The 16,533-nt window shown below is 59.3% G+C and carries 19 protein-coding genes, 1 tRNA gene and 2 pseudogenes; 15 read left to right on the top strand and 7 right to left on the bottom strand.

Going from position 1 to position 16,533, the window contains the following annotated elements:
• Window positions 1–49 precede the first annotated feature (49 nt).
• Both OEG84_RS13445 and OEG84_RS13450 read right to left on the bottom strand, forming a co-directional pair.
• Window positions 50–1,237, bottom strand: a complete 1,188-nt coding sequence (locus OEG84_RS13445; RefSeq protein WP_267654216.1) for a tyrosine-type recombinase/integrase — start codon at window positions 1,235–1,237, stop codon at window positions 50–52.
• 185 nt (window positions 1,238–1,422) lie between these two features.
• Window positions 1,423–1,507, bottom strand: a tRNA-Leu gene (locus OEG84_RS13450).
• A 181-nt stretch (window positions 1,508–1,688) separates the two neighbouring features.
• On the opposite strand from OEG84_RS13450, the pseudogene OEG84_RS13455 reads away from it, so the two are divergent.
• Both OEG84_RS13455 and OEG84_RS13460 read left to right on the top strand, forming a co-directional pair.
• Window positions 1,689–2,269 (top strand): annotated as a pseudogene (locus tag OEG84_RS13455) (YqaA family protein).
• Window positions 2,270–2,271: 2 nt separating this feature from the next.
• Window positions 2,272–2,808, top strand: a complete 537-nt coding sequence (locus OEG84_RS13460) for a disulfide bond formation protein B (protein ID WP_267654217.1) — start codon at window positions 2,272–2,274, stop codon at window positions 2,806–2,808.
• 33 nt (window positions 2,809–2,841) lie between these two features.
• Here the strand turns inward: OEG84_RS13460 and OEG84_RS13465 are convergent, their stop codons facing one another.
• The gene (locus OEG84_RS13465) at window positions 2,842–3,399 is read right to left on the bottom strand and encodes an HNH endonuclease (RefSeq protein ID WP_267654218.1); all 558 of its coding nucleotides are present in this window, start codon (window positions 3,397–3,399) and stop codon (window positions 2,842–2,844) included.
• 95 nt (window positions 3,400–3,494) lie between these two features.
• Window positions 3,495–4,142 carry a DNA-3-methyladenine glycosylase family protein gene (locus OEG84_RS13470; protein WP_267654219.1) on the bottom strand — a complete coding sequence of 216 codons (648 nt, stop codon included), beginning with the start codon at window positions 4,140–4,142 and terminating at the stop codon, window positions 3,495–3,497.
• Between the two features lie 52 nt (window positions 4,143–4,194).
• Here OEG84_RS13470 and gluQRS point away from each other — a divergent pair, with 52 nt between their 5' ends.
• The gene (gluQRS, locus tag OEG84_RS13475) at window positions 4,195–5,115 is read left to right on the top strand and encodes a tRNA glutamyl-Q(34) synthetase GluQRS (protein WP_267654220.1); all 921 of its coding nucleotides are present in this window, start codon (window positions 4,195–4,197) and stop codon (window positions 5,113–5,115) included.
• A gap of 6 nt (window positions 5,116–5,121) precedes the next feature.
• Here the strand turns inward: gluQRS and OEG84_RS13480 are convergent, their stop codons facing one another.
• The gene (locus OEG84_RS13480; RefSeq protein ID WP_267654221.1) at window positions 5,122–5,409 is read right to left on the bottom strand and encodes a hypothetical protein; all 288 of its coding nucleotides are present in this window, start codon (window positions 5,407–5,409) and stop codon (window positions 5,122–5,124) included.
• Window positions 5,410–5,509: 100 nt separating this feature from the next.
• A complete protein-coding gene (locus OEG84_RS13485) occupies window positions 5,510–6,403 on the bottom strand; it encodes a YihY/virulence factor BrkB family protein (RefSeq protein WP_425602852.1) in 894 nt (297 codons plus the stop codon).
• A gap of 58 nt (window positions 6,404–6,461) precedes the next feature.
• Here OEG84_RS13485 and OEG84_RS13490 point away from each other — a divergent pair, with 58 nt between their 5' ends.
• The 9 genes from OEG84_RS13490 (at window position 6,462) to OEG84_RS13530 (ending at window position 12,731) form a co-directional block, all read left to right on the top strand.
• Window positions 6,462–7,304 carry an SDR family oxidoreductase gene (locus OEG84_RS13490; protein ID WP_267654223.1) on the top strand — a complete coding sequence of 281 codons (843 nt, stop codon included), beginning with the start codon at window positions 6,462–6,464 and terminating at the stop codon, window positions 7,302–7,304.
• An 88-nt stretch (window positions 7,305–7,392) separates the two neighbouring features.
• Window positions 7,393–7,590 (top strand): twin transmembrane helix small protein, encoded by a 198-nt coding sequence (locus tag OEG84_RS13495; RefSeq protein WP_267654224.1) that lies wholly within the window; start codon window positions 7,393–7,395, stop codon window positions 7,588–7,590.
• A 57-nt stretch (window positions 7,591–7,647) separates the two neighbouring features.
• Window positions 7,648–8,226 (top strand): cob(I)yrinic acid a,c-diamide adenosyltransferase, encoded by a 579-nt coding sequence (locus OEG84_RS13500; protein ID WP_267654225.1) that lies wholly within the window; start codon window positions 7,648–7,650, stop codon window positions 8,224–8,226.
• 37 nt (window positions 8,227–8,263) lie between these two features.
• A complete protein-coding gene (locus OEG84_RS13505; RefSeq protein WP_267654226.1) occupies window positions 8,264–9,043 on the top strand; it encodes a rhomboid family intramembrane serine protease in 780 nt (259 codons plus the stop codon).
• Window positions 9,044–9,277: 234 nt separating this feature from the next.
• The gene (locus tag OEG84_RS13510; RefSeq protein ID WP_267654064.1) at window positions 9,278–10,027 is read left to right on the top strand and encodes an electron transfer flavoprotein subunit beta/FixA family protein; all 750 of its coding nucleotides are present in this window, start codon (window positions 9,278–9,280) and stop codon (window positions 10,025–10,027) included.
• 23 nt (window positions 10,028–10,050) lie between these two features.
• The gene (locus OEG84_RS13515) at window positions 10,051–10,980 is read left to right on the top strand and encodes an electron transfer flavoprotein subunit alpha/FixB family protein (protein WP_267654063.1); all 930 of its coding nucleotides are present in this window, start codon (window positions 10,051–10,053) and stop codon (window positions 10,978–10,980) included.
• Between the two features lie 130 nt (window positions 10,981–11,110).
• Window positions 11,111–11,992, top strand: coding sequence for a 3-hydroxybutyryl-CoA dehydrogenase (locus OEG84_RS13520; protein ID WP_267654227.1), 882 nt, complete (start codon window positions 11,111–11,113; stop codon window positions 11,990–11,992).
• 150 nt (window positions 11,993–12,142) lie between these two features.
• On the top strand, window positions 12,143–12,427 hold the full coding sequence (locus tag OEG84_RS13525) for a hypothetical protein (protein ID WP_267654228.1): 285 nt from the start codon (window positions 12,143–12,145) through the stop codon (window positions 12,425–12,427).
• Between the two features lie 100 nt (window positions 12,428–12,527).
• Entirely contained in the window at window positions 12,528–12,731 is a 204-nt protein-coding gene (locus tag OEG84_RS13530; protein ID WP_267654229.1) for a YgaP family membrane protein, read from the top strand.
• 73 nt (window positions 12,732–12,804) lie between these two features.
• Here OEG84_RS13530 and tlpA read toward each other — a convergent pair whose 3' ends face one another.
• Window positions 12,805–13,470 carry a thiol:disulfide interchange protein TlpA gene (tlpA, locus tag OEG84_RS13535; protein WP_267654230.1) on the bottom strand — a complete coding sequence of 222 codons (666 nt, stop codon included), beginning with the start codon at window positions 13,468–13,470 and terminating at the stop codon, window positions 12,805–12,807.
• Between the two features lie 21 nt (window positions 13,471–13,491).
• On the opposite strand from tlpA, the gene argH reads away from it, so the two are divergent.
• From argH to lysA, 3 genes and pseudogenes are all read left to right on the top strand, one after another.
• A complete protein-coding gene (gene argH, locus OEG84_RS13540) occupies window positions 13,492–14,892 on the top strand; it encodes an argininosuccinate lyase (protein WP_267654231.1) in 1,401 nt (466 codons plus the stop codon).
• A gap of 104 nt (window positions 14,893–14,996) precedes the next feature.
• Window positions 14,997–15,209 carry an LPS translocon maturation chaperone LptM gene (lptM, locus tag OEG84_RS13545; RefSeq protein WP_267654232.1) on the top strand — a complete coding sequence of 71 codons (213 nt, stop codon included), beginning with the start codon at window positions 14,997–14,999 and terminating at the stop codon, window positions 15,207–15,209.
• 9 nt (window positions 15,210–15,218) lie between these two features.
• Window positions 15,219–16,488: pseudogene (lysA, locus tag OEG84_RS13550) on the top strand (diaminopimelate decarboxylase).
• Window positions 16,489–16,533 lie beyond the last annotated feature (45 nt).

The following is a 16,533-nucleotide window of genomic DNA, read 5'->3' on the forward strand; positions in this document are numbered from 1 at the left end:
AGAAATCGGAATTGAGTTGTCTGATGCAACATCATTATTTCAAATGAGATCAGACTTGTCTAAGTTCGTCCAGAGAACTTGTCCACCAATCCGCCATCTTCACGCGGTCTTCCCAATAGAGTGCCCGATGATAAGCCCGGCGCACTTCATCACCGCTGACATGCCCAAGCTCAGCTTCAATCGCATCGGCAGGCCAAAGGCCGCTTTCATTCAACAGAGTCGAAGCAGAAGCGCGGAAGCCGTGCGAGGTTGCCTGATCCTTGCCAAAGCCCATGCGTCTTAGTGCCAAATTCATGGTGTTTTCGCTAAGCGGCCTTTCGGCGGATTGCGGTGACGGAAAGACCAGCCGTCTGTTGCCCGTATGGCGCTGGAGGTCACGAAGAATTTCAACGGCCAATGCCGGAAGGGGTTTCTTATGCGCGCGCCGCATCTTGGCGCGTTCCGCCGGTATGGTCCAAACACCCTTATCCAGATCGAATTCTTGCCATTCCGCTTGGCGCAATTCACCGGGACGAGGGTAAAGCAACGCCATGAGCATTAATGCAATGCGGGTTTCGACACTACCGGAATAGACCCAGGCAGCCCGGATCAGTTTCGCGAAGCTCTCCCAGTCGGTAAGCGCGGCGCGGTGGGTTGCCTTCGGCGCAATCAGTGCGCCTCTAAGTCCAAAAGTCGGGTCGTTATCAGCCCTTGCCGTTGCAATCGCATAACGGAAGACCTGACTGATCACCGCGCGCAAGCGGCTTGCGGTTTCGTATTTGCCTAGGCCTTCAACCTTGCGCAGCGGAACCAGCACCTCAGAGGCAGTGATCTCGGCAATCGGCCTATTTCCAAGATCCGGCAGCGCCAAGCTGACGAGCCATTGTTTCTTGGACAAGGTCGCTATTGATTTGCCCTCGCGCTGGTTCTTGGCAAGGAATTCGTCGGCAATGGCTTGAAACGTGTTTGCGCTGGAATCGGCCTTGGATTGTTTCTCCAGCTTTTGCCAATGCGCAGGATCAACGTCACTCGCCAACTGCTTTTTTGCCTCTTCGCGTTTGGCTCGAGCGTCTGCCAACCCGACGGCTGGGTAAGGTCCAAAGGATAGTAGCTTCTGTTTGCCGCCATACCGATAAGCCAGACGCCACAGCTTGCCGCCACTGGGGGACACAAAGAGGTGTAATCCGCCGCCATCGCTGACCTTGCGGGGCTTGTCAGTCGGTTTGAGGTTCACGATTTGCCGGTCTGTCAGTGCCATTTATTGGTATCCACAACTGCAAAAGTGTTGGTATCGTGCCAGATACCAACAGGAATACCAACAAATGATTTGGATGCCAGAAACCGCCACCGGACGGCAAAAGACTAAGAATCAACAAAAAAACCCGCTTTTACGGGCTTTCTAATGAGTTTCTGGATTATCTCGGACAGTCTAAAACAAGGAAATGGTGCCCCCTTCCGGACTCGAACCGGAACTCCTTGCAGAACCGCATTTTGAGTGCGGCGCGTCTACCAATTCCGCCAAGGGGGCGTGCAACCGGCCAGACCGGTGCAGACGGCGGGACTATAGTCAGGCTTTTGTTTTGGTCAAACGCTTTTTCAACATCTGGCGCGCATAAAGCGATATCGATTTTGTGCTGCGGCCTGCGGTTTACGTGGGCTCGCTTTCACCCTAGAACGCCGAGATTGCGGCGGCGACAAGAAGGCCCTCCATGCTTCGCAGACTCTACGACTGGACCATGTCGCTGGCAGCCACGCGCCATGCCGAGAAAGCGCTTTTCGGGGTTTCATTCGCCGAAAGCTCTTTTTTCCCATCCCGCCGGACGTCCTTCTGATTCCGATGACCCTGGCCAAGCCGCGCAACTGGGTGCGCCTTGCCCTCATTTGCACCATCGCCTCGATCATCGGCGCCTTCGTTGGCTACGCCATCGGCATGTTTCTTTATGAAAGCATCGGCGCGTGGATTCTTGAAGCCTATGGCGCTACCGACAAATTCGAAAAAATCTCGGAATGGTACAACACCTGGGGCGGCTGGGGCGTGCTGTTTGCCGCCATCACCCCGTTTCCCTACAAGGTTCTGACCATCTTCTCCGGGGTAACCGGGCTCAACCTGGTCGTGTTTGCCGCCGTCAGCATCGTCGGGCGCGCCTTCAGGTTCTTCTTGGTGACCTGGCTCCTGTCGCGCTTTGGCGAACCGATAAGGCTGTTCATCGAAAAATATCTCGGCCTTCTTTTCACCCTGTTTATGGTTCTTCTGCTGGGTGGATTTTATGCAATCAAATACGTGTTTTAATCATGACAATATCTGAACAATCCCCTCAATCAGCCAACAGCACCGCCAATCGATCAAGAGCCGCAACGGCGCTGTTTCTGGCCGTGGCGATGGCCATTGTAGTCGGCACCGCGCTCGCCTTCGAGCATATCGGTGGCTACATCCCCTGCGCACTGTGCCTGACCCAGCGCGACCCCTATTATCTTGGAGTACCGCTGATGCTGGTAGCCGCGCTGATCTCGGTGGCGGGTGGTCCGGCATGGCTTTCCCGCGGTCTGCTGGCCGTCGGCGGTTTGCTGATGCTCTATGGCATGATGCTGGGCGTCTACCATTCAGGTGTCGAATGGCACTGGTGGGAAGGGCCTGCGAGCTGCGCCACGTCAGCCGATGCCGTAACCAAGGACGCCGGGTCGCTGCTTGGCGATCTCAGCAGCAAAAAGCCGCCATCCTGCGATGCCGCAGCGTTGCGAGTGCTCGGGCTTTCATTCGCCGGCTGGAACGTGCTGGCCAGTGCAGCCCTGGCCGCCATCGCCTTTCGCGGCGCTGCGATCAAGGGCTGAACCCAGGATCATGCCGTCGCGGCGCAATTCTTGTCAGGGCTGCAATTCGACATCCCAGTACAGATAATCCATCCAGCTTTCGTGCAAGAAGTTGGGCGGAAACATCCGTCCGTTATTGTGCAGGTCCTGAACGCTTGGGCGATAGGGCGTTTGCCGCGGGATCATGCCCGCTTGCTTGGGCATCGCTCCACCCTTCCTGAGATTGCAGGGCGAACACGCCGCCACCACGTTTTCCCAGGTGGTTTCGCCACCGCACCGCCGCGGAATTACATGATCGAAGGTCAGTTCGTTCAGCGAGCCGCAATACTGGCATTCAAACCGGTCGCGCAAGAACACGTTAAAACGCGTAAACGCGGGAAACCGTGATGGCTTGATGTAGGATTTCAGGCAGACGACACTTGGCAGCCGCATTGAGAATGAGGGCGAGGAAACCGCCTGGTCATATTCAGCAACAATCTGGACGCGGTCAAGAAACACGGCCTTGACGGCATCCTGCCAGGACCACAACGACAATGGATAATAACTCAATGGTCTGTAGTCGGCGTTCAGCACGAGCGCCGGCAAGGACTCTGGGGATACAAAAATCGTCAAAGGCCTCTCCTGAGCGATTCGTCACCGATGGGATCATAATAGGACTCGGATGACAGGCTTGTGAAGCACTGCTTTTGGTTGAATGCACCCGGCCATCAGGCACCTAGCGGGGTGGCATCGCGGCGCATGACCGACGCATAATACGCCCAAAACAGGCGCGCCGCTACGCCCCGCCAAGGGCTCCACGCCTCCGCCATGTCAGACAGTACCCGCGGCCGCGGTCGGGCCTCAAGTTCCAGCGCATGCGCGGCCGCACTTTGCAGCGCCACGTCGCCCGAGGGGAAGATGTCGGGATGGCCGGCACAAAACAGCAGATAGACTTCCGCAGTCCATGGCCCCACGCCCTTGACCGCGGTCATCGCCTTGATCGCCGCACGGCCTTCGACAGCACAGAGCCGTTCTAGATCAAGTTCGCCCTCAAGCACCGCTACGCCCACCCGGCACAGGGTCTCGGCCTTGGCGCGCGACAGGCCGGCAGCGCGCAGGTCCTCGGCGGACAATTGCAAGATCGCCTGCGGGCTGATTTCGCCCGCCGCAATCTCAAGTTTCCACCAGAGCGCGTTGGCACTGGCCTTTGACACCATCTGTGACACGATGATCTCCGCCAACGCGGCATAGCCCGGCGGTTTGCGCCTGAGCGGAACCGGGCCGGCAAGCTCGATTGCCCGCGCCAGTCGCGGGTCGGCGTGAGCCAGCGCTTCCAGGCCGGCGGCAATATCATCGCTGCTGTCAATTCGACGCATGATGACCTTTCAGGCCCGGTGACGAGCCACGTTAAAAATGACATGAAACACCATGCCCGATGTCAACGCCACTCCAAACACGCCCCCAACCGTTCCGGTGGTCCGCTTCGCTCCCAGCCCCAATGGCTTGCTGCATGTCGGCCATGCCCGTTCGGCGCTGATCAATTGGCATTTTGCCCGCGACCACGGCGGGGGTTTCCTGGTGCGAATCGAGGACATCGACATCAGCCGCACGCGGCCCGAATTCGAGCGTGCGATTCTCGACGACCTTCGCTGGCTGGGACTAGAATGGCCCGAGCCTGTCCGGCGTCAATCGGAACATTTCGAGGATTACCGGGTTGCTTTGCACGAGTTGCGCAAACTCGGACTGATCTATCCCGCCTTCCTCAGCCGCGCCGAGGCCGCGGAGATCGTGCGCCAGTCAGAAGCGTCGGGGCGGACGTGGCCGCGGGACCCCGATGGTGCACCACATTATCCCGACATTGACCGCAGGCGCTCCGAGACCGAACGTGATCGCCGCATCGCCGAGGGCGACCCGCACGCCTGGCGGCTGGACATGGAATGCGCAATCAAGGGTCTGGACGCGCCGCTTGGATGGCGCGAGATCGGCACAGGACCTGGGGGCGAGACCGGTTCCGTTACCGCCGACCCGGCAGCCTGGGGCGATGTGATTCTGGCCCGACGCGACGTCCCCACGAGCTATCATCTGTCGGTCATCGTCGACGACGCGTTTCAGAACATCAGCCATGTCATCCGAGGCCAGGATCTGTTTGCCGCGACCTCGGTGCACCGACTATTGCAAGAAATTCTCGGACTGCCTGAACCGCTCTATTGCCACCACGCCCTGGTTTGTGATTCGCACGGGCGCAAACTGTCCAAGAGCGATGGCGACACCTCAATCACAGCCCTGCGCGCGCAAGGCGCCAGCGCGGAGGACATCATCGCCCTCGCCGGAATGCCAACAACTGCATAGGGTCGCTCACGTCGGCAACATCTTGCGTTTGAGCACTGACAGCAGGAACAGAGCGCCGAAAGCCACGCAGATCGCTGCCGGCACGACCATGTTAGTGGGCACTTGGCCAGACGGGAGGTAATCCATCAGCTTGAGGCCGATGACAAACCCCGAAAACAAGACAAGCATATTACCCAGGACACCAAATCCCTGGGCGCCAAATACTATATTCATGAAGTAGCCGACGAAGAAGCAGGCCGAACCCACCACGGCGGTAAAGAACAAGATCATGTCGACAGTCAGCCCAGCGAACATTGCCAGCCTCCCTTTCAGGTGTGTTTTGACGACAGGACAATATTAGCATGGTGAATGCGATCGCGGCGAACAGGCTCGAAACTTGGCTAAGGATTAACCTTTACCCATGGCGCGCCTGATCCATTTCGGCACGCGCTCGACCCTTTAGGATGGCCGCATTGATTTCCGCGCCGAGAATGAAAATCGCCGCGACGATGTAAAGAAACACCAGCGCGATCATGATCGAGGCCAGTCCAGCATAGGTCGACACATAGGTGGCAAACTCTTTCAGATAGCTCGCAAACATCAACGCACCGGCCATCCAGGCCACCACGGTGAGGCATATTCCCGGAACCACGTCCAGCAGCCGTCGTTTGCCGGATGGCAACCAGAGGTGCGAAATCACCAGCCCAACCACCAGCACCGAGACGGCGACGAGGATGCGCCAATCGTCGACCGCGGAAATCAGCGTCTCCATCCATGGGGCAAATTGCCGCGCCAGTTTCAAGACAAGCGGCGCCAGCACCAGCAGAAAACTGATTGCCATGATCACCAGCACCGCCACCACCACGAACACAAGGCTCTGGACCCGGGTGACATACCAGGGGCGCGTCTCGGTTACCCGGTAGGCGCGGTTGAGCGAGACCCTGAGCGCCTCCACCCCGTTGGCCGAGAAAAATGCCGCCGCCATTACCGACAGGGTCAGCAAACCGCCGCGCTCGACCGTCAGGACGTTAATCACCTCCCGCGCGATCGGCGCCGCGATGGATTCCGGCCAGGTATCGAAAATCAGATGTGACGCCGTTTCGGCATAGGCGTGGGCGCCAAGAAAGCTTGCCAGCGACGTGCCGAAGATCATGAACGGGAACAGCGCCATCAGAATTGACAGGGCCACGTGACTGGCCATCGCCCAGCCGTCATCATTGTTGAAATGGGTCACAGCATCCCAGACCACCCTGCCGACACGTTTCACGCCATACTCCCTGCCCGGTCGACATCCGCGCCAATCCGCCATTGTCAGCCCTGGATGATTATGGGAGTTGAAATGCCAATGAACAGGGGTAAGCAACACAATGCACGTTGAAAACCGAAAAAGAACAATTTGGGTGACCGGCTGTTCAACCGGCATCGGCGCCCATTGCGCCCGCGCCCTGCAGGCGGATGGCTGGCAAGTGATCGCCTCGGCCCGAACCGACGCCGACATTGCCAGACTACGTGCCGATGGCCTCGAGGCGTTTCATCTCGATTATGCCGACTCCGACAACATCAAGACTTTCTTTGACAGCGCCATGACCGCCACCGGTGGACGCTGCGATGCATTGTTCAACAACGGCGCCTATGGCCAGGTAGGCGCCATCGACGACCTGACGGTCGATGTCTTGAGGGTGCAGTTCGAGGCTAACTTTTTCGGATGGCACGATCTCACTCGCCGGGTAATCCCGGTGATGCGGAGCCAGGGCCATGGCCGCATCGTCCAGTGCTCATCGATCCTCGGGCTGGTGCCTTACCGCTTCCGCGGCGCCTACAATGCCTCCAAGCATGCGCTCGAAGGTCTGACCGTTACCCTGGCGCTGGAACTTGCCGGCACCGGCATCCATGTGAGCCTGATCGAACCCGGCCCGATCGCCAGCGAATTCATTGCCAATGCGCTCACACAATTCCATCGCCATATCGACATCGAGAATTCGGTACATCGCGATTCCTATCAGGCCCAGCTCAGGCGGCTCGATAGTCAGACGACACCCAAGGCAGGCAAGCTTGGCCCCGACGCCGTCTACAAAGTTCTGGTTCATGCGCTGACCGCCAAACGCCCGCGCTATCACTACGCGGTCACCCGGCAGGCAAAGATCGGCGTCATCGCCCGTCGGTTGCTGCCCGCCCGGTTGTTTTATGCATGGCTCGCAAAACAGGATTGACCGACACCGAATGCCGGCGCCCAACAATGGACATGTCGCCAAAACCTCCTATCTTCTCACCCGCACTTCGTTTCAAGGAAATCGTCTGATGTCTTCCGTCACTTATGCCCTCTCTATCGTCGTGATGCTGGCAGTTGCCGCCGTCCTTGTCCGTGGCCTCGTCAACATGGCCCGTGGCGGCTCCAGCAACCTGTCCAACAAGCTGATGCAGGCACGGGTGTTGTTGCAGTTTCTCGCCATCATCCTGATTGTTGCGACCCTTTGGCTCACCGGGGGCGGCCGCTGAGACCACGACCACACGCCAAATCAACGGCTTGGCATCCGGTTATTGAGGAGATTTTTCATGGTCAAGATCAACAAGATCTACACAAAGACCGGCGATGACGGCACCACCGGACTGGTCGGCGGGGCGCGGCTGCCGAAATATGATCTGCGCGTCGCGGCCTACGGTACGGTCGATGAAACCAACGCGGTGATTGGCCTCGCCCGGCTCCACACAACCACCTTCCCCGACCTCGACGCCATGCTGATGCGGCTTCAGAATGATTGCTTCGACCTTGGCGCCGATCTCGCTACCCCCGACACAGGCGAGACGCCCAAATACGAACCTTTGCGCATCATCGAAGCCCAGGTTGAGCGGGTCGAGGCTGACATCGATGCGCTCAATGCCGATCTCGAGCCGTTGCGCTCCTTCATCCTGCCCGGCGGAAGCGCGGCGGCGGCACATCTGCATCTCGCCCGCACCGTGGCGCGCCGCGCCGAACGTCAGGTTGTCGAACTCGCAAGCCAGGACGGTGAGACCGTCAACCCGGCGGCACTCCGCTTCATTAACCGTCTGTCCGATTTTCTTTTCGTCGCCGCCCGTTGGGTCAATGACCGGGGGCGTGCCGATGTCCTTTGGGTTCCCGGTAAAAACCGCTAAACCTTGAGGGCCGTCAGCGCCAAACGGGAACCCCGCGATGTTCATTCCGCTTCATGATTCCAACAATCTCAAGCACATTCGCGTGCAATGGGTGACATGGTCGCTGATCGCGCTCAATATCCTTGTCTGGGCAATCACCGAGCTGGCAGGAGCGGAGAGCGAATTTGTCAACGCCGCGGTGCTTGGACTAGGTTTCATCCCGTCTGTGGTCAACGACATTGCCGAACTGCCGCCCTCGCTGGTTCTGGTGCCCGAAGACGCCACCTATGTGACCTACAGCTTCTTGCACGGTAACTGGCTACACTTGGGCTCCAACATGATTTTCCTGTGGGTCTTCGGAGACAATATCGAAGACGCCATGGGGCATATCCGGTTCCTGATCTTCTATTTCGCCTGCGCAGCCGCCGGCGCTTTCGCCCATGGCTTGCTGCTGCCTGATTCCGAAAATCCGTTGATCGGCGCGTCCGGTGCGGTGGCCGGCATCGTCGCCGCCTACCTCGTGCTGCATCCCAAGGTCCGGGTCTGGGTGCTGGTTCTCGGACGCATCCCGTTGCCGCTGCCGGCGTTCATCCCGTTGTTGTTCTGGGTGCTGTTTCAATTCTTCATGGTCGTCACCGACATGGGCGGGGAGGTTTCCTGGGCGGCCCATGTCGGCGGCATCATTGCCGGTGCGGTGTTGGTGCTGTTCTTCCGGCGTTCCGGTGTGCCGCTGTTTGACCGGACTATCGATACCCCCCGGGCAGTCATCCACAAAACCCCCGAACCGGTGGCGACAACCACTGTCGCCGCATCCACTCCACCAAAGTGGGGACGCTGATGTTACCTGTAGAAAATTGACGCAAACGTAAACGTCATTTATTTGCCTTTCATATTCTCGTGCCTGCTGCGATTGATCTTGGAGAAAAATCGGGTATCCATGTCGCCAATCGGCTATCCGGCTGACGGCTGCACAGGCAAAATCCGGATCAACGGCCTGACACAGGATCTTTCCAGGTCCGCTCGGGACCAGGCCGAAGACACTGAGGCCTAACAAAGTGAGGAAAACAAACCGATGAAGATTCTCGTGCCGATCAAGCGGGTTGTTGACTACAACGTCAAGATCCGGGTCAAGCCCGATGGCAGCGGCGTCGATCTCGCCAATGTCAAAATGTCGATGAATCCGTTTGACGAGATCGCGGTGGAAGAGGCGTTGCGGCTCAGGGAAGCCGGCAAGGCGAGCGAAGTGATCGTCGTCTCGATCGGCCCGGCCAAGGCCGAGGAAACGCTGCGCACCGGACTGGCCATGGGCGCTGACCGGGCAATCCTGGTCGAGGTCGAAGGCACGGTTGAACCGCTGTCGGTTGCCAAGATTCTCAAGGGCATTGTCGGCGAGGAAAACCCCGACATGGTCATTCTCGGTAAGCAGGCGATCGATGACGACGCCAACCAGACCGGCCAGATGCTGTCGGCATTGCTCGGCTGGAGCCAGGCCACATTCGCTTCCAAGGTCGAAATCGGCGACGGATCGGCCAACGTCACCCGCGAAGTCGATGGCGGCCTGCAGACCATCTCAGTCAAGCTGCCGGCCATTGTTACCACCGATTTGCGTCTCAACGAGCCGCGCTATGCTTCCTTGCCCAACATCATGAAGGCCAAGAAGAAGCCGCTCGACAAGAAAACTGCCGCCGATTACGGCGTCGACACCGCGCCACGGCTCGAGGTGATCAAGACCGAAGAGCCAGGCGGCCGCAAGGCCGGCGTCAAGGTCGGCTCAGTGGCCGAACTGGTCGACAAGCTCAAGAACGAAGCAGGCGTGCTGTAAGCGCGGGAAAGGAAGAGATTATCATGGCCATTCTCATTATTGCCGAACACGATCACGCCTCGCTGTCCGACCAGACCGCCAAGGCCGTCAGTGCCGCCACCCAGATCGGTGGCGACGTCCATGTCCTGGTTGCAGGCAAGGATGCCAAGGCAGCAGCCGATGCCGCCGCCAAGCTCGATGGCGTATCCAAGGTGCTGCACGCCGAGGGTGACGAATATGCCAACCGGCTTGCCGAACCGCTGGCAGCGCTGGCTGTTTCGCTTGCCGGCGACTACGACACGCTGATGGCACCCGCCACCACGTCGGGCAAGAACGTCATGCCCCGGATCGCAGCACTTCTCGATGTCATGCAGATTTCCGACATCATTGAGGTTATTTCGGCTGACACCTTCAAGCGGCCGATCTATGCCGGCAACGCGCTGCAGACCGTGCGCTCGACCGATGCCAAGCGTGTCATCACCGTGCGCACCGCCTCCTTCTCCGCCGCTGGCGAAGGCGGATCGGCTTCGGTTGAAAGCATCAGCGCTGCGGGTGATCCCGGCCTGTCATCCTTCGTCAAGGATGCGATTGCCACCAGCGACCGCCCCGAGCTGACGTCGGCGAAGATCATCATTTCCGGTGGTCGCGCGCTTGGCTCCTCGGAGAAGTTCCAGAGCGTCATCCTTCCCGTGGCTGACAAACTTGGTGCCGCTGTTGGTGCGTCGCGCGCAGCTGTTGATGCGGGCTATGCCCCCAACGACTGGCAGGTCGGCCAGACCGGCAAGGTTGTTGCGCCTGATCTCTACATTGCCTGCGGTATTTCCGGTGCCATCCAGCACCTGGCCGGCATGAAGGATTCCAAGGTTATTGTTGCCATCAACAAGGACGAGGAAGCGCCGATCTTCCAGGTCGCCGACTACGGCCTGGTTGCCGATCTGTTCGAGGCTCTGCCCGAACTTGAAAAGGCGCTGTGATCAGGCATTATTAGTCATTGGAATCGATGGCCGGGCTGGACGTCTCCATCCCGGCCATTTAGCTTGCACAAGCCGGACGCTTCAGCCTTGAAGCATCGGACAACATCAGAAATTCAGTCAGGCGGGACCAATGGGCAACCAGATCAAGAGTGTCGGCATTATTGGCGCGGGACAGATGGGCGGCGGCATTGCCCATGTGTGCGCCATGGCCGGGTATGATGTTCATGTTTACGATATTTCCACCGACGGTCTTCACGAAATGCTTGCCAATATCAGCGGCAATCTCGCCCGCCAGGTAGCCTCCGGCAAGACCACCGACGCCGATCGCGATGCCGCCCTCGCCCGCATCCGTCTTGCCTCCGAAATTGCCGACCTGGCGCCGATGGATATGGTGATTGAAGCCGCCACCGAGGATGAAACCGTCAAGCGCAAGATCTACCAGCAGCTCTGCCCGGTGCTCAATCCCGAAGCGATTCTCGCCACCAACACCTCGTCACTGTCAATCACCCGGCTTGCCTCCGCCACCGATCGCCCCGAACGCTTCATCGGCATTCACTTCATGAACCCGGTACCTGTGATGAAGCTGGTGGAACTGGTGCGCGGCATCGCCACCGAGGACCAGACCTTCCAGGCCGCCCGCGTGTTCATCGATTCGCTCGACAAGACCATCACCGTCGCCGAAGATTTTCCGGCCTTCATCGTCAACCGCATTTTGCTGCCGATGATCAACGAGGCGATCTACACGCTCTACGAAGGCGTGGGCTCGGTCGAAGCCATCGACACGGCGATGAAGCTCGGCGCCAACCACCCGATGGGGCCACTGCAACTGGCCGATTTCATCGGCCTGGACACCTGCCTGTCGATCATGCAGGTACTGCATGACGGTCTGTCAGATTCCAAGTACCGACCCTGCCCGCTGCTGGTCAAATATGTCGAGGCCGGCTGGCTCGGTCGCAAATCCGGTCGCGGCTTCTACGACTACCGCGGCGACACACCGGTTCCGACCCGCTGATACATGTCGTGTTCAAATGTGTTCATTTGAGCGATATCATACATGCAACGATTCAAAGTGTTACGGTGTCTTTTGCCCATCCAATCGGATGCGCGGCGATGTAACGCATCGTCCTACCATTCGGTCGAGCCGTTCTGAATACTGATGGTGATGCGCAATCTCGATCGCAGCTACACGGTCTGGGACAAGGCCGCCGCGATCGAGTCCCTGCGGCCCCGGCGCGGCACCGTGAGGGCCCCCTTCCACCTCACCGACGCGATGCTCGACGATATTCTTGCCCATGCCACCGAATCCGGCGCAAGCCCGACACAAGAAGCCGTGTCGGCGGCTGAAATCATCGCCAAAGGATTGCTTCACACAGACGACACGAATAGCCGCCCGAAAACTGCGGGCGGATTCTTTGCCTATTATATCTGTAATCATTTATATTTATGATCTTGAATACACAAAGCGCCACGGCTATATGAAAATCATAGCGAAGCTACCGGAAAACCGGTGGCGCGGGTTTGCCCGCAAGCCAGCAAAGGAAATGAAAATGGCGCTCGATCAAATGATATTGGTATTCGCCGGGTTCATGATTCTCATCTCGGTGGCGCTTGGCGTATATGTGTCGCCCTATTGGCATCTGTTGACGGTCTTCGTCGGCCTCAATCTGATCCAGTCCTCGTTTACCGGCTTCTGCCCGGCGGCGATTGTATTCAGAAAACTCGGAGCAAAGCCCGGCTGCGCCTTCAATTAAGGGCAGTTACCCAGGCAGACAGATGGAAGCCGGACAGGGCGCTGCGGTAAACATTCCGGGCGCCCGGTCCTTGTCAGCCCGCCTTTAGCGCCGTCACCAGCGCCTTGGCGTCATCGCTGGCCCATTCCGCCGGCCCATTCATGGCGCCCAGCAGGCAGCCGTCCTTGCCGACCATCAGCGTTACCGGCAAGCCAAACGCCAGCCCCTGCTTTTTCAATGTATTGAACACACCCATGCTCGAATCCCGGTAAAGCCCGAGATTGTCGACACCGATTTCTCCAAGAAACGCCTTCGGCTTGCTGTCATCACCGGCATCGATGTTGATCGCCAGCACCTTGAACCCGTCATCGCCAAGTTCGCTCTGCAAGTGTGATAGCGCCGGCATCTCCTCGCGGCAGGGCACGCACCAGGTGGCCCAGAGATTGACCAGCAAGGTTTGACCGGCAAAATCCGCCAGTTGCATCGAGGTGCCGTCGGCCGAGGTAAAACTCAGGTCCGGCAATACGCTCGCGCTTTCGCGCACACTCATCGCCGCCACTTCGCCATGGGCGAGCGGTTTCAGCGCGGCCAGCAATGACGGGTCCGCCGTGCATTGCGCCGAGGCAAGACTTTCCGGCCCCGACGCATTGCCAGAGGACATGGCTTTCCCGTATATCCCGGCAGCACCGATAATGGCGCCCAATGCAATGGCGATTGCAACCATGGCTCCGGTGGACAGGCGTTTACGCGATTGGCTCATGACAAACTCCAGGACAGGCTCATGTCGACAGATAAGGACAAACAGGCGTCAAACCAGATGTGGGGCGGACGATTTGCCTCCGGGCCAGACGCCATCATGGAGGAAATCAACGCCAGTATCGATTTCGACCGCAAGCTCTATGCCCAGGATATCCGGGGTTCCCTCGCACATGCGGCCATGCTTGCCAACACTGGCATAATTTCAAGCGACGACTGCGACAAGATTACTCACGGATTGAACACGATTCTGTCAGAAATCGAAGCGGGGGAATTTACCTTCTCGCGCCGTCTCGAAGACATCCATATGAACATCGAGTCCCGGCTCGCCGAATTGATCGGTCCCACCGCCGGCCGCCTGCACACCGCCCGCTCCCGCAATGACCAGGTGGCGCTGGATTTCCGCCTCTGGGTCAAGGAAGAATTGCAGCGTACCGACACCGCCCTCACCGGCCTGATTTCTGCCTTTCTCGACAAGGCCGAAGCCCACGCAGAAACGGTAATGCCCGGCTTCACCCACCTGCAGACCGCACAGCCTGTCACCTTTGGCCATCACTGCATGGCTTATGTCGAGATGCTCGGCCGCGATCGCTCGCGGGTTCGCGATTGCATCGAGCGGCTGGATGAATGTCCACTCGGCGCCGCAGCTCTTGCTGGCACCGGCTACGCCATCGACCGCGCGCAAACCGCTGCCGCACTGGGTTTCCGCGAACCCACCCGCAACTCAATCGATACCGTCTCGGACCGCGACTACGCGCTCGAATTCCTCTCGCTCGCCGCCATCTGCGCCACTCACATGTCGCGCCTGGCCGAGGAAATCGTCATCTGGTCGACGCCGCAATTCGGTTTCGTGCGCCTGTCAGACGCGTTCTCGACCGGCTCCTCGATCATGCCGCAAAAGAAAAACCCCGACGCCGCCGAACTGGTGCGCGCCAAGACCGGCCGCATCAACGGCTCGCTGATTGCACTGCTGACCGTCATGAAGGGTCTGCCGCTGGCCTATTCCAAGGACATGCAGGAAGACAAGGAACAGGTGTTTGACGCCGCATCAAGCCTTGAATTGTCGCTGGCAGCGATGACCGGCATGATTCGTGACATGGAAATCCGCACAGATCGGATGCGCGACGCCGCTGGCGCCGGCTATTCGACGGCGACCGACCTGGCCGACTGGCTGGTGCGGGAGGCAGGCTTGCCGTTTCGCGAGGCTCACCATGTCACCGGCCGCGCCGTGGCACTGGCCGAAAGCCGCAACATCGGCCTTGAAGCGCTGTCGCTCGCGGACCTGCAGACAATCAACCCGGCCATCACCGATGCCGTATTCTCGGTTTTGACGGTGGACGCCTCGGTGCGCAGTCGCAAGAGCTTCGGCGGCACCGCGCCTGATGGCGTGCGCGCACAAGTGACCCATTGGCGTGGGCGGATTTAACCCTGCCGACTTTTGCAATGCTGACAAAGCAGGGTGCACAATGCCGCGAAACCGGCTATGAAGCCACCGCACGCAAGCGTTCGGATCGTCGTGAGGAACAGCGAATGACAACCAGACTATTGGTAAAATCGATCTGTGTATCAGCAGCATTGGCCACGCTTCTGTCGGCGTGCGGCCGCAAAGGCCCGCTCGATACGCCGCGTGTGACGGCAACACCGGCATCCGTGGCCTCCGAAACCCTGACAGATGACGATGACGCCGCACCGGCGACCGTGCCCAACCAGCGGCGCTTCATCCTTGATGGTCTTCTCGAATAGGCGCACCCCGTGAATCATTTTGAATACCGCGACGGCATTCTGCATGCGGAAGGCGTCAGCCTGCCCGATATCGCAGCCCAAGTCGGCACCCCATTCTACTGCTATTCGACCGCCACGCTGAGCCGGCACTACAAGGTGTTCTCGGGCGCCTTTGGCGATATCGATCTCGATGGTCTGCTACGCCATGAAGGCCAATTCCAACCAGGCCGTGCTCAAGACCCTGGCGCAGCTTGGATCGGGCGTTGACGTTGTTTCCGAAGGCGAACTGCGTCGCGCGCTGGCCGCAGGTATTCCCGCCTCGAAGATCATGTTCTCGGGCGTCGGCAAGACCGTTCGCGAGATCGACGCCGCGCTCAGCGCCGAGATCTACTGCTTCAACGTCGAATCTGAACCCGAACTTGAGGTGATCAACGCCCGCGCGCTGGCACTCGGCAAGGTCGCGCCGATCTCGTTCCGGATCAATCCCGATGTAGACGCCAAAACCCACGCCAAGATCTCGACCGGCAAGAAGGAAGACAAGTTCGGCATCTCCTGGCAACGCGCCCGGGCAGTCTATCAGCACGCAGCCGGTCTCGATGGCGTCCGCGTCACCGGCATCGACATGCATATCGGCAGTCAGATCATCGAGTTGCAGCCGTTTGACGATGCCCTCAAGCTGATGGTTGAGCTGATCGGCCAGCTCCGCTCCGATGGCCACACCATCGATCATTTCGACATCGGCGGCGGCCTCGGCGTACCCTACCGCGATGACAATGTGCCGCCGCCGGCCCCCGATGCCTATGCGTCAATGGTCAAGGCCCGACTCGGCGATCTCGGCTGCAAGGTGATTCTCGAACCCGGCCGCCTGATCGTCGCCAATGCCGGCGTGCTGGTGACCGAGGTCATTTATGTCAAGGATGGCGGCGACAAGACCTTTGTCATCGTCGATGCGGCAATGAACGACCTGATCCGGCCAACACTTTACGAGGCATGGCACGAGGTTCGTGCGGTACGGCTGTCGGCAGCGAGCGCCCCGCGGATCCGCGCCGACATTGTCGGCCCGGTCTGTGAAAGCGGCGACTACCTTGCCAAGGACCGCGAGATGGCAGCGGTCAAATCCGGCGATCTGATCGCCATCGGTTCCGCCGGTGCCTATGGCGCGGTACAGGCAGGCACCTACAACACCCGGCTTCTGGTTCCCGAAGTGCTGGTTCACGGCGACAAGTTCCACATTGTCCGCAACCGGCCGAGCTATGAAGATCTGATCGGCATGGACTCGATCCCCGCCTGGCTCGCCTGACCAGGCGTTGCGACCAAACTGCGACGGCGCCGGAAGACGATACAA

This window comes from Hoeflea algicola (genome assembly GCF_026619415.1).
Classification (GTDB): Bacteria; Pseudomonadota; Alphaproteobacteria; order Rhizobiales; family Rhizobiaceae; genus Hoeflea; species Hoeflea algicola.